The following is a 13,173-nucleotide window of genomic DNA, read 5'->3' on the forward strand; positions in this document are numbered from 1 at the left end:
CATGCTGATTAACGTTCGTGCGGCGGAGGTGCCAAAACTTCACGATTACCATTATGCCCAGGCACACTGACAATCTGTTGTGCTTCCATCTGTTCAACAATCCGAGCTGCCCGGTTATATCCGATGCGGAATTGACGTTGTACACCGGAAATAGAAACCCGACGTTTTTCGGTCACAAATTCGACCGCTTGATCAAACAGAGGATCTAGTTCTTCATCGCTATCAAACCCTACCCCCCCTTCACCGTCTTCTCCCCCTTTGATAATACTATCAATATATTGAGGACGCCCACGAGCTTTCCAGTCATTCACTACCTCGTGAACTTCTTGATCACGGACAAATGCGCCATGAACACGTACAGGAATAGAAGAGTTTGGTGCAAGATAAAGCATATCACCCATACCAAGCAATGATTCTGCTCCACCCTGATCAAGAATGGTACGGGAATCTATTTTACTGGAAACGGTAAATGCAATACGTGTCGGAATATTTGCCTTAATCAACCCGGTAATGATATCAACAGAAGGACGCTGTGTTGCCAATACCAAATGGATACCGGCTGCTCGCGCTTTCTGGGCTAAACGCGCAATTAACTCTTCCACTTTCTTCCCGGCAGTCATCATCAAGTCGGCAAATTCATCGACCATAACAACAATGTAAGGCTCTTTTTTCAGTACAGGATGTGTTGCTTCCATACTATCACCCGGTTTCCAGAATGGATCAGGGATTGGCCGCCCCATGTTTTCTGCTAGTTTTATCTTATCGTTATATCCTGCAAGATTACGCACACCCAAAGCTGACATCAGCTTATATCGTCGTTCCATTTCATTCACACACCAGCGCAATGCGTTGGCTGCATCTTTCATGTCTGTAACAACTTCAGTCAATAAGTGTGGAATACCCTCATAAACCGATAATTCAAGCATTTTCGGATCGATCATGATAAAGCGAACATCTTCTGGTTTTGCTTTATACAGAATGCTGAGGATCATGGCATTAACCCCCACCGATTTACCCGATCCTGTTGTCCCTGCGACCAGCAAGTGAGGCATTTTACCCAAGTCAGCCACAACTGGCTGGCCTGCAATATCTTTACCAAGAACGATAGTCAAGGGTGATGGGTTATCCCTGAATTTTTCACAGTCCAGCACTTCCCGCAGATAAACGGTCTGGCGTTTCTTGTTAGGTAATTCCAGCCCAACATAAGGTTGACCCGGGATTACTTCTACTATACGAACCGCCACCGCTGAAAGTGAACGCGCCAAGTCACGTGATAAATTGGAAATTCGGGAGGCTTTAACCCCCGGAGCTAAATCCAGTTCAAATCGTGTAATTACAGGGCCAGGAGAGAATCCAACAACATCCGCTTTGACACGATAATCATTCAAACGCGCTTCAATCAAACGGGATATCTGCTCAAGAGCAAACATATCAACGGGTTCTTCTTCTGCTGGCGGTTCTGCCAGAAGATCTAACGAAGGCATTGGCGTCGTTGATTTTGGCAATGGCTGATCATTGCGTATTAAAAATGGATGGAACAAACTATCTTGCTGCGGTTGCTGCGGTTGCTGCGGTTGCTGCGGTTGCTGCGCAAAAGTATGCTGAACTCTCGGTTCATGGGAAGCAGAAACCGGAATTATTTTTTTCGGTTCAGGCTCTCCAAGATCTTCAATCTGAGAAAAATAATTAGATCCCAGTTCTTTATCTTGCATGGAAACGGGTGTTGAAACATTAGGTGTTGAAACATTAGGCGTTGAAACATCAGGCTGATTTGCTTGATAACGTTCACGTTGCTGCTGCTCAAACGCTATTCGCAAGTTTTCTTCCTGCGCTTCCCGTTCATCTATACTGTTGTCTGTATTGTCTGTGCTATTTTCCGTAAATGCGGCTGATGTTGATTGTCTATATATTGACGTATCTTCTGCACGCGGTTCTTTATTCTCCGCTTCAAAATAGGAACCATAGCGTTCACGTTGTTGCTCAAGGAATTGCTGACGTAGAATATCTTGTTGTTGCTCATCCATTTGCTGTTCATTAGATTCTGCAATCAGCTCATTTTGTTTTTCTTTTTCTTCTCGTTGCAGATGTTCCGCCAAACGATGAGAAGGTACTTTGATACCATATAACTCTCGACGAGTCGGTATCCTGACTGGGTTAGGACGAGGCATTTCAGGGCCAATACCCTGTTTGACCTGAGGATTTTTAATCGTCACCGTAGAGGTGGCGATATCTGTCTCCGTATGGGTCAGGCCGGAATTATCGTTAATAGTCTGTGGAATAGTCTGCGGAAGGCTTACAGATTCGGATTCCGTATCCGATTGATAATCAGCGGGTAATTCAAATGTATAACGAACAGGATCTTGTTCCTGTTCTTCAACTACCTGCTCTAATTTCTCTTGTACGTGTTCTGATGAGGTTTCTATCGCCTGTTCACTACCATTACTATCATTTATGTAAGGCAAATCATCCATGTCAGGAGTGTTATTCATGTCAGGAGGCGAGACAACGGACACCGCTGAATCTGTATTGGCCAATTCAACTATTGTTGGAGCCATCAGCAATACATCGTCTTCATCTACGTCGATTGTTTTAGTGGCAACAGATTGATTGGTTATTTCAACTTTATCAAATTTATCAGCATGCTCAGTCCGTTTCTGCTCACTGGCTGAAAGGTCCGAAATCACTTTATCTTCCGAATCTTCAGAATCGTCTGAGTCTTCTGACTCCTCATCGTCATACTCTGCTGCATTGCGGCCGCGATTTACCACAGCACTGAGCGAATCCAGAATAATTGCACCCATTTTTTCTGCAATAATAAGCCATGACCATCCCGTAAAAAGAGTGAATCCAACAGCCCAGCCACCAAGCAGAGCCAATGTTGCACCAAGGATATTGAACCACGGCAGGATTGCGTTACTGAATAAATTACCGATGACACCACCAGCAGCAAAGTCATCAAAATCATCAATATTGAGTGCGGCTAAACCACATGAAGTCAGTACCAGAGCTAAAGCACCAATGACGCGTAATGCAAGTGTGAAGAAATCAACGTACTCTTGCCTATCTTTCTGACGGAAAGCATTCCAACAGCCTAAAAACATCAACGGAGGGACTGCATAGGCAAGAATACCAAATGCCGAGAATAATGTGTCTGACAGCCAAGCTCCAACACTGCCACCCCAATTATGAACTGGTTCATGCCACGACGTTTGTGACCAACTCGGATCGGATGAATTGAAACTGACAAGTGCTACCATCAAGTACACAGCGCAAATAGCAATAACCAACAGAACGGCTTCCAGAAGCCGACGGCCACTGCTTATTTTCTTTAATTTAATGCGTTTGTCTTCTGTATATTCCTGGTTCAAGAAAGGATCTCCAGGTGTTTTCCTGTTGATTAAACGGAACAACGCTGAGGGTGGCTCAGCGTTGAAACTGTATGCATACACAGGAGTGTACCTAAGTTTTTCCTGTTTTGCATCTGTACATTTTAGGCAAAGCTTAACGAGTCTTAATCACTAAGCGATTACTCTGTTTCACTTCTTCCATCACAACATAAGTACGGGTATCGTTAACACCCGGAAGACGCAGCAAAGTTTCGCCCAGCAATTTACGATATGCAGACATATCAGGCACACGCGTTTTCAGCAAGTAGTCAAAATCACCAGAAACTAAATGACATTCTTGGATTTCTTCCAGTTTCTGGACAGCCGTATTAAATTGTTCAAATACATCTGCTGCACCACGATTTAACGTAATTTCAACGAATACCAGCAATGATGCATCCAAGTAATGAGGATTCAGTAAAGCGGTATAGCCAGAGATAAAACCCTGACGCTCTAAGCGACGTACTCGTTCCAGACAAGGTGTTGGTGATAAACCAACCCGCTTGGATAACTCTACGTTAGAAATACGGCCGTCTTTTTGCAACTCGTTAAGGATATTACGGTCTATGCGGTCAAGATCTTTTCCTGGACGCTTCTTATTATCAATCATCTTATTGCTCTCTCTTTATATTCCTACACCCATAACATTTTCCCTACCTCTTTCAAGCGGTTGAGCTGGAAAAGATGTCTTCAAAAGTAAAGCTCAATCTGTAACCAATGCTTGAGACCTACTGTAATTTTCCAGAATACTGTCTTCCAGAATGTCGGTTTACTAAAGCACGACTTATCAGAAACCATTTTTCCGGAACATTATCTCCCAAAACATTACATCTTTCAGAAAGTAGCTTAACGGCAGTTTTTAATATTCTATGAGAAAATCACCCACTCTAATTTGTCTATTCTATAGAAACAATTGATTAGCGAGGTAGATAATTATCTCTTACACAGATGTTTTCGCAAATGCACAGCCGATTGTCAAAGCAAATGAACAAAAATCAGAACAACCTACCAAACAAATTTTCAGTAAATCGTTTCGGTAGCTTGTTTCGCACCTAAATAGGATAAATTATGCTCAATTCAGAAGATTAAGTAATCTCTTCTGATATTTCGATTACATCATAGTTACTATCTATCGGTAAAATCGTTAATAACATGAATATTTTATCTGATAATCGCTTTTTTTAACTTATTATTTCTCCTACAATCCCTAAATCCGCAATACGCTATAATGGAAATGAGGTATTCATGAGCACAGCCAAACACAGTAAACTCATCATTCTTGGCTCAGGTCCTGCTGGTTATACTGCTGCAGTTTACGCAGCCCGCGCTAACTTAAACCCCGTTCTCATTACTGGGGTTGAAAAAGGCGGCCAATTGACCACCACGACTGAAGTTGAAAACTGGCCGGGCGATCCTGAAGGGCTCACTGGACCAGATTTGATGGATCGTATGTTCCAACATGCTGAAAAATTTCAAACTGACATCATTTCTGATCATATTCAGAAAGTTGATTTCTCAAACAGACCATTCCGTTTATATGGGGATGATCAGGAATATACCTGTGATGCGTTGATCATCGCGACAGGTGCTTCTGCCCGTTATCTCGGATTACCTTCGGAAGACGCTTTCAAAGGTCGGGGCGTATCAGCCTGTGCAACATGCGATGGTTTTTTCTATCGTAAACAAAAAGTTGCTGTAGTAGGTGGTGGTAATACAGCCGTTGAAGAAGCTCTGTATTTAGCCAATATCGCTTCTGAAGTTCATCTGATTCATCGCCGCGATACTTTCCGTTCAGAAAAGATCCTGATTGACCGTCTGATGGACAAGGTCAAGAACGGCAATATCATCCTGCATACTGATCGGACTCTGGATGAAGTTCTGGGCGATGATATGGGTGTTACAGGTGTTCGTATGCGCGATACGAATAGTGACAATACTGAAGAACTGGATGTCACTGGTGTTTTCATCGCCATCGGACACAGCCCGAATACGGGTATCTTTGACGGTCAGCTTGAATTGGAAGGCGGATATCTCAAAGTCCAATCTGGATTGCACGGTAATGCAACCCAGACCTCCATCCCGGGGATCTTTGCTGCCGGAGATGTGATGGATCATGTATATCGTCAAGCTATCACATCAGCAGGAACAGGCTGTATGGCTGCACTGGATGCTGAACGTTTCCTCGACGGATTGGTAACTAAATAATCCATCTCCCTTAAAAGCGCTATTTCGATAGCGCTTTTTTACAGGTAATATAATGCTTGTTTTGATATTCAGTATCATCACCAGCTAATCAGAAATTTTTCTTATGGACAAAACAAGACAATCTGAACTTGTCCGATGGCTTAAGCAGCAAAGCGCTCCTGCCCGTCGGTGGCTTCGCTTATCTATGCTACTCGGTCTAATCGGTGGATTACTTATTATCTCTCAAGCTTGGCTCCTAGCTTCAATCCTCCAGTCCCTGATTATGGATAATGTTCCCCGCGAAAATCTTATCAATCAATTTCTGCTGCTGGCAGCTACGTTCACATTGCGGGCAATCATTAATGCAATCCGGGAACGTGTCGGTTTTATCTGTGGTCAGGTTGTGCGCCAGCAAATCCGCAGTATGGTATTAGATAAATTGGAGCAATTGGGGCCGGTTTGGGTTAAGGGAAAGCCGGCAGGAAGCTGGGCAACCATTATTCTGGAGCAAATCGAAGATATGCAGGATTTTTACTCCCGCTATCTGCCTCAAATGACCCTTGCAGCCATAATCCCCATTTTAATCCTGATGACTGTGTTTCCAATTAACTGGGCCGCAGGGTTAATTCTACTTGTAACCGCCCCCCTGATCCCTCTGTTTATGGCTCTGGTTGGATTAGGTGCCGCAGATGCTAACCAACGCAATTTTATTGCTCTCAGTCGGTTAAGTGGTAATTTTCTTGACCGTTTACGGGGTTTGGATACCTTGCGACTGTTCCATCGAGGAACAGCCGAGGTTGAGCAGATCACAAAGTCAACAGAGAGTTTTCGCCGCAGAACAATGGAAGTCCTACGCATGGCATTCTTATCTTCAGCTGTATTGGAGTTTTTTGCCGCTGTTTCCATTGCTGTTGTTGCCGTCTATTTTGGTTTTTCCTATCTGGGAGAATTACATTTTGGCAGCTACGGAATAGGTGTTACGTTGTTTGCGGGTTTCCTTGCGTTGATCCTTGCACCAGAATTTTTTCAGCCTCTGCGCGATCTGGGAACGTTTTATCATGCAAAAGCTCAGGCAATCGGAGCAGCAGAATCACTTTTCACTCTGCTTAGCAGTGATGGAGAAAAGGCTGTAACCCACGGCGAGAAAATACTATCAGATAAAGATCCTGTCACCATTGAAGCCAGCGAACTGGAAATTATGTCCCACGATGGTCATCGTCTTGCTGGTCCTTTGAATTTCACAATTGATAAGCATCAGCGTATTGCTCTGGTTGGAAAAAGCGGTGCGGGAAAAAGTTCACTGATCAATGTCTTGTTAGGATTTCTGCCTTATAACGGCTCCCTGAAAATTAACGGCACTGAACTGCGTGAGCTTGCTCTTACCGAATGGCGTAATCTATTAAGCTGGGTTGGGCAAAATCCACATCTGCCGGAACAAACCCTGCTCGATAATATTCGTCTCGGTCAATATGATGCAACGCAAGAACAAATCAATGATGTGATGGAACGAGCTTATGTCAGTGAGTTTGTTCGTGATTTGCCAGATGGAATCAATACAGTAGTGGGTGATAATGCCGCTCGTTTGTCTGTCGGGCAAGCCCAGCGTATCGCGGTAGCACGAGCATTACTAAACCCCTGCCAATTATTGCTGTTGGATGAGCCAGCAGCCAGCCTTGATGCCCATAGCGAACAGCGCGTTATGATGGCGTTAAATCAGGCATCTCATCAGCAAACGACACTGCTCATTACTCACTTACTGGAAGAAACACTGTTATATGACCAGATCTGGGTAATGGAAAATGGTTTACTGATTGAGAAAGGTGATTATCAGAGTTTAAGTCAGTCTCAAGGCGCATTTTCTCGCCTGTTGTCTCATCGCAGTGTGGAGCTTTAATCATGCGTATACTACTCCCATTTCTCGCACTCTATCGCCGCCATTGGTTGCTCATTAGTTTGGGTATGGTGTTGGCGATTGTGACCTTGTTAGCCAGTATTGGCCTGCTGACTCTTTCCGGTTGGTTCCTTTCCGGCACAGCTTTGGCCGGGTTCGCGGGATTATATACGTTTAACTATATGCTGCCTGCCGCTGGTGTCCGTGGGGCGGCTATTTTCCGTACAGCCGGACGTTATGGCGAGCGACTTGTCAGTCACGATGCCACATTCCGTGTATTAGCTCATTTGCGTGTGTTTGCTTTTCAGAAAATTCTGCCGCTTTCTCCGGGAGGTATTGCCCGTTTTCGTCAAGGAGAGCTGCTGAATAGACTGGTTGCTGATGTCGAAACGTTGGATCACCTTTATTTGCGGGTAATTTCTCCTGTCTTTGCCGCATTTGTTGTGATTTTAGTACTGACCTTTGGATTAGGCTTCCTTGATATTACGCTTGCCTATACTCTCGGCGGTATTATGTTAGGAGTGCTGCTGATATTACCTTTTATTTTTTACCATGCCGGAAAACCCTACGGCCGAGACATCACTCTACAGCGTGGTCAATATCGTACATTACTCACCAACGCCTTGCAGGGACAGGCTGAATTGACTGTTTTCGGCGCACTTAAGCGTTTTCGTCAATCAATGACAGAAGTTGAAAGCGCTTGGTTGAGAAGCCAACAACAGCAAGCCAGTTTGACAGGACTTTCACAAGCCATCATGATTTTTTCCACAGGCATGACTGTGACGCTGATACTTTGGTTAACAGCAGCAGGTGTTGGAGGAAATAGTCAACCAGGCGCATTAATTGCCCTATTTACATTCTGTGCCCTTGCTGCCTTTGAAGCCCTCGGGCCGGTTACCGTCGCATTTCAACACATGGGGCAAGTTATTTCATCTGCAACTCGTGTTTCCCAGTTAATGCACCAGAAACCAGAAATTAACTTCCCTGCTCACGGACCAGAGGCAAATAATAGTCTCAGCCTTGAGATAAAAAATATTGATTTCACCTATCCTGGTCAACCGCTTCCAGTCTTGAAAAATGTTTCACTATCCTTGCAATCAGGTGAGCATGTTGCGTTATTGGGGAAAACAGGATGTGGAAAATCGACGCTATTGCAATTATTAACCCGGGCATGGGATGTCAACAATGGTGAAATTCAGCTTAACCAAAGACCTATTTCCCACTATGATGAAGCAACCCTGCGTTCAATGATATCTGTCGTTCCCCAGCGGATACATGTATTCAGCCATACCTTGCGTGAAAATCTTTTATTGGCCAAACCCAATGCCAGTGATGATGAATTAGCAACCGTCCTGAAACAAGTCGGTTTAGGGAACTTGCTAGACACTGATGAAAAGCTAAACTGTTGGATGGGTGAAGGCGGGCGTCAGCTTTCCGGTGGGGAACAACGCCGTTTGGGAATTGCCAGAGCATTGCTACACAGTGCTCCTTTAATGCTATTAGACGAACCAACTGAAGGACTCGATGCAGACACTGAACAACAGATTCTGTCGCTGTTACGCCATCATTGCCAGCACAAGACATTGATTTCCATTACCCACCGTCTGACTGGCTTACAATATATGGACCGAATTTGTGTCATGGATGGAGGACGAATTATCGAGCAAGGCAAACATGATGAATTACTGGCTCAACAAGGTCGTTATTATCAATTTTATCAGCGACAGAGCTATCTTGAGCAGGAGTGATTTATTTTATGTTGATAGCTCAACTGGATAACTCATATAAATTTCCCCACCCAACCAACGCATTAGCAGAACCCAATGGTTTACTGGCGTTCGGGGGCGATTTGAGTGCGGAACGTTTAAAGGTGGCTTACCATGAAGGTATTTTTCCGTGGTATTCTCCCAATGAACCTCCTTTGTGGTGGTCTCCAAATCCCCGGGCAGTACTCATTCCGGGTGAATTACATACTGGCCGAACACTGCGACGCTTTATTCGAAAACATCCTTACCAAATTACGGTAAACTATGCTTTTGATGAAGTAATATATAATTGCGCCCAGCGGCAGGAAGGTACTTGGATCGGGTCTGATGTTCAGCTCGGTTATCAAACTTTGCACAAAGAAGGTGTGGCTCATTCAGTTGAAGTCTGGTATGAACGCCAACTTGTAGGTGGCTTATACGGCGTGTGTATAGGCACACTATTTTGCGGTGAATCAATGTTCAGCAAAATGGATAATGCGTCTAAGTGTGCTTTTGTGGCATTCTATCGCCATTTTTTACATCATGGTGGCCAGTTGTTTGATTGTCAGGTACTAAATCACCACACAGAATCGCTGGGTGCCAAAAATATTCAAAGGAAAGAATTCCTTCAGCATCTTTATCAATTAAGAGAACGATCATTGCAATCAGGTTGCTGGTCTGCACAGGTGCTGGATTTATAATCACCCCTTAGGGGTTACGGTGGGAATGTCGCTATCTATTATGCGTAAAATGATGGTTTAAAATACGACATTCCTTTACATAATGAGGGTTTTTCGGCATTATCTTGCCTGTTAAAAACTATGGTTGTTACATTTAGAGGATTAGATGGCCAAAGAAGACAATATTGAAATGCAAGGTTGTGTGTTAGATACACTGCCAAACACTATGTTCCGTGTCGAATTAGAAAACGGACACGTCGTTACTGCTCACATTTCGGGCAAAATGCGTAAAAATTATATTCGTATTTTGACTGGAGACAAGGTTACAGTTGAGCTAACCCCATATGACCTGAGCAAAGGGCGCATCGTCTTCCGTAGCCGCTGATTCGCACCCCTTTTTACACCACAGGTGATATATTACCTGTGGTGTCACTCTTGGTTATACAGCCTTATAAAACGGCATCTTCCGATTTCTTTTTATTTGAACTCTGTGTACTTTTGAAATCGTATGTCAGCATCCGTTTTTCCTTATCCAAATTGATGCTGACAGAGCCTCCATGCACTAACGAACCAAACAGCAACTCATTCGCCAGTGGTTTTTTGAGGTTATCCTGAATAATCCTAGCCATCGGACGTGCTCCCATTGCTTTATCATAACCTTTATCACATAACCATTGGCGAGCATCTGCGCTGATTTCCAGAGAAACACCTTTTTCATCCAGTTGGGCTTGCAGCTCAACAATAAATTTATCAACAACTTGCTGAATAACTTCAGAAGAAAGTGCATCAAACCAGATGATACTATCAAGACGATTACGGAATTCAGGCATAAAGATACGTTTGATTTCTTCCATACCATCCGTGCTGTTATCCTGAACAGTGAAACCGATGGATTTACGCTGTATTTCACGTACCCCTGCATTGGTTGTCATCACCAAAATAACATTACGGAAATCCGCCTTGCGACCATTATTGTCAGTTAATGTGCCATTATCCATAACCTGTAGCAACAAGTTGAATACATCTGGGTGAGCCTTTTCAATTTCATCCAACAACAGCACAGAATGCGGGTGTTTGATAATTGCATCGGTCAACAACCCTCCCTGATCATACCCCACATAACCCGGAGGAGCACCGATCAAGCGGCTGACGGTATGGCGTTCCATATATTCCGACATATCAAATCGTAATAATTTGATATTCAATACCTTGGAAAGCTGGACAGTCACTTCTGTTTTACCGACCCCAGTCGGTCCCGCAAACAAGAAAGACCCGACAGGTTTATGATCTTGCCCCAACCCTGCGCGGCTCATTTTAATGGCTTCAGTCAATGCACCGATGGCTCTGTCCTGACCAAAAACCAACATTTTCAAACGGTCATCCAGTGTTCTCAATATATCTTTATCGCTGGCTGACACAGTTTTTTCTGGGATACGGGCGATACGAGCAACGACAGATTCAATATCCGCAACATTAATTGTTTTTTTACGACGACTGGCCGGAACCAATCTTGTTTTCGCTCCCGCTTCATCAATAACATCAATAGCTTTATCCGGCAGATGGCGATCGGTAATGTACTTCACAGATAACTCAACAGCCGCACGAATAGCTTTCGACGTATAACGGACGCCATGATGAGCTTCATACTTAGCACGTAGTCCATGGATAATTTGCACTGTTTCTTCAGACGAAGGCTCAAGAATATCAATCTTCTGAAACCGACGAGCCAACGCCCGATCTTTTTCAAAGATATTGCTGAATTCATGATAAGTCGTCGAACCAATGACCCGAATGCGGCCGCTGGACAACAGTGGTTTAATTAGGTTAGCCGCATCCACCTGACCACCTGAAGCTGCACCAGCACCGATAATAGTATGAATCTCGTCAATAAAGAGAATACTTTTGCTGTCTTGCTCTAAGGTTTTTAACAATGCCTTGAAGCGCTTCTCAAAATCACCGCGATATTTAGTACCAGCCAGCAGTGAACCAATATCCAGAGAATAGATAGTACAGTCCTGCATGATCTCGGGAACATTTCTTTGAACAATGCGCCATGCAAGCCCTTCGGCAATGGCCGTTTTACCAACGCCCGACTCACCAACAAACAGAGGGTTATTCTTGCGGCGGCGACAGAGTACCTGAACGGTTCTTTCCAGTTCATGCTGACGCCCGACAAGGGGATCAATCTGACCTTTTTGTGCCAATTGATTCAGATTGGTTGTGAAGTTTTCCAGCCGATCTTCACTGATGACCTGTTCTTCCTGAATGGGATTAATACTGTGGTGGGAATCGTTATCAGACTCATCTTTGCGCGTTCCATGAGAAATGTAATTTACAATATCCAATCGACTGACGTCGTGCTTACGCAGCAAATAAGCAGCTTGAGATTCCTGTTCACTAAAAATGGCAACCAAGACATTCGCTCCGGAAACTTCTGAACGTCCCGAGGATTGAACATGAAATACTGCGCGCTGTAAAACACGCTGAAAACTTAATGTGGGTTGTGTATCCCGATCATCCTCTCCAGACAATAACGGGGTGGTTTGTGAAATAAAACTTTCCAATTCTTGGCGTAACATTGCCAAATCGACTTTACAAGCCTCCAGTGCTTCTCGCGCTGATGTGTTACTTAACAACGCCAGCAACAGGTGCTCTACAGTCATAAATTCATGCCTGTTATCCCTTGCTTTGGCAAAAGCAATGTTGAGACTAAGCTCCAGTTCTTGATTGAGCATAAGCACCTCCTCCTAAAATCAGTGAGCCAGATCAGACCTTTTCTAGCGTGCAAAGTAACGGATGCTCGTGCTCCTTAGCATACATGTTCACTTGCGCAGCTTTAGTTTCTGCGACCTCTGCCGTATAAATCCCACAAACTGCCTTCCCTTCGTTATGGACATCCAGCATTAGTTGCGTTGCTCGTTCAACATCATAAGAAAAGAACTTTCGCAATACGTCAACCACAAACTCCATAGGGGTATAATCGTCGTTATTAAGAACGACCTTATACATTGGCGGAGGTTGAAGTTTTTGTTTTGCATCTTCCTCAATAAATTCTTCAGTTTTCAAAACATTATAAAACTCTGCCATTATTCTTCCGCTGGGTATTCACTTTCCGCTGGATTTTAGTATGAACTATTTCATTCTATTGCTACATATTTTTTATCACTTTATGAAGCACTCTGCTTACTCATCTTTGATTCACAAATAAGGATTTCACTTAAAAATCAGATATCGTTACCTATATCAAACTTTCGCCATTTGGGACAGCCTGACGTTGTTTATATGCT

General features: G+C 43.9%; 9 protein-coding genes. 5 read left to right on the forward strand and 4 right to left on the reverse strand.

The annotated features are described in order from the left end of the window. Positions 1 to 8: 8 nt before the first annotated feature. Together FE394_RS14545 and lrp are read right to left on the reverse strand one after the other, a co-directional pair. Positions 9 to 3,410, reverse strand: a complete 3,402-nt coding sequence (locus FE394_RS14545) for a DNA translocase FtsK 4TM domain-containing protein (protein ID WP_419836347.1) — start codon at positions 3,408 to 3,410, stop codon at positions 9 to 11. A gap of 91 nt (positions 3,411 to 3,501) precedes the next feature. Continuing rightward, the gene (gene lrp / locus FE394_RS14550; RefSeq protein ID WP_004256338.1) at positions 3,502 to 3,996 is read right to left on the reverse strand and encodes a leucine-responsive transcriptional regulator Lrp; all 495 of its coding nucleotides are present in this window, start codon (positions 3,994 to 3,996) and stop codon (positions 3,502 to 3,504) included. A 635-nt stretch (positions 3,997 to 4,631) separates the two neighbouring features. Here lrp and trxB point away from each other — a divergent pair. The 5 genes from trxB (at position 4,632) to infA (ending at position 10,271) form a co-directional block, all read left to right on the forward strand. Next, positions 4,632 to 5,591 carry a thioredoxin-disulfide reductase gene (gene trxB / locus FE394_RS14555; protein WP_319927083.1) on the forward strand — a complete coding sequence of 320 codons (960 nt, stop codon included), beginning with the start codon at positions 4,632 to 4,634 and terminating at the stop codon, positions 5,589 to 5,591. A gap of 103 nt (positions 5,592 to 5,694) precedes the next feature. After that, positions 5,695 to 7,464 carry a heme ABC transporter permease/ATP-binding protein CydD gene (gene cydD, locus FE394_RS14560; protein ID WP_319927084.1) on the forward strand — a complete coding sequence of 590 codons (1,770 nt, stop codon included), beginning with the start codon at positions 5,695 to 5,697 and terminating at the stop codon, positions 7,462 to 7,464. Positions 7,465 to 7,466: 2 nt separating this feature from the next. Then, positions 7,467 to 9,209 carry a heme ABC transporter ATP-binding protein/permease CydC gene (cydC, locus tag FE394_RS14565; protein ID WP_319927085.1) on the forward strand — a complete coding sequence of 581 codons (1,743 nt, stop codon included), beginning with the start codon at positions 7,467 to 7,469 and terminating at the stop codon, positions 9,207 to 9,209. Between the two features lie 8 nt (positions 9,210 to 9,217). Beyond that, a complete protein-coding gene (gene aat, locus FE394_RS14570) occupies positions 9,218 to 9,907 on the forward strand; it encodes a leucyl/phenylalanyl-tRNA--protein transferase (protein ID WP_319927086.1) in 690 nt (229 codons plus the stop codon). Between the two features lie 145 nt (positions 9,908 to 10,052). Beyond that, positions 10,053 to 10,271, forward strand: a complete 219-nt coding sequence (gene infA / locus FE394_RS14575) for a translation initiation factor IF-1 (RefSeq protein WP_319927087.1) — start codon at positions 10,053 to 10,055, stop codon at positions 10,269 to 10,271. 64 nt (positions 10,272 to 10,335) lie between these two features. Here the strand turns inward: infA and clpA are convergent, their stop codons facing one another. Beyond that, positions 10,336 to 12,621, reverse strand: coding sequence for an ATP-dependent Clp protease ATP-binding subunit ClpA (gene clpA, locus FE394_RS14580; RefSeq protein WP_319927088.1), 2,286 nt, complete (start codon positions 12,619 to 12,621; stop codon positions 10,336 to 10,338). A gap of 31 nt (positions 12,622 to 12,652) precedes the next feature. Next, positions 12,653 to 12,973, reverse strand: coding sequence for an ATP-dependent Clp protease adapter ClpS (clpS, locus tag FE394_RS14585; RefSeq protein WP_319927089.1), 321 nt, complete (start codon positions 12,971 to 12,973; stop codon positions 12,653 to 12,655). Positions 12,974 to 13,173: the final 200 nt, after the last annotated feature.

The sequence above is a fragment of the Xenorhabdus littoralis genome, from assembly GCF_033949345.1.
Lineage (GTDB): Bacteria > Pseudomonadota > Gammaproteobacteria > Enterobacterales > Enterobacteriaceae > Xenorhabdus > Xenorhabdus littoralis.

Excerpts from the sequence above, each read along its gene's own strand:
- clpA (WP_319927088.1), bottom strand. The coding sequence starts at position 12,621 with ATGCTCAATCAAGAACTGGAGCTTAGTCTCAACATTGCTTTTGCCAAA.
- aat (WP_319927086.1), top strand. The coding sequence starts at position 9,218 with ATGTTGATAGCTCAACTGGATAACTCATATAAATTTCCCCACCCAACC.
- lrp (WP_004256338.1), bottom strand. The coding sequence starts at position 3,996 with ATGATTGATAATAAGAAGCGTCCAGGAAAAGATCTTGACCGCATAGAC.
- infA (WP_319927087.1), top strand. The coding sequence starts at position 10,053 with ATGGCCAAAGAAGACAATATTGAAATGCAAGGTTGTGTGTTAGATACA.
- cydD (WP_319927084.1), top strand. The coding sequence starts at position 5,695 with ATGGACAAAACAAGACAATCTGAACTTGTCCGATGGCTTAAGCAGCAA.
- clpS (WP_319927089.1), bottom strand. The coding sequence starts at position 12,973 with ATGGCAGAGTTTTATAATGTTTTGAAAACTGAAGAATTTATTGAGGAA.
- cydC (WP_319927085.1), top strand. The coding sequence starts at position 7,467 with ATGCGTATACTACTCCCATTTCTCGCACTCTATCGCCGCCATTGGTTG.
- trxB (WP_319927083.1), top strand. The coding sequence starts at position 4,632 with ATGAGCACAGCCAAACACAGTAAACTCATCATTCTTGGCTCAGGTCCT.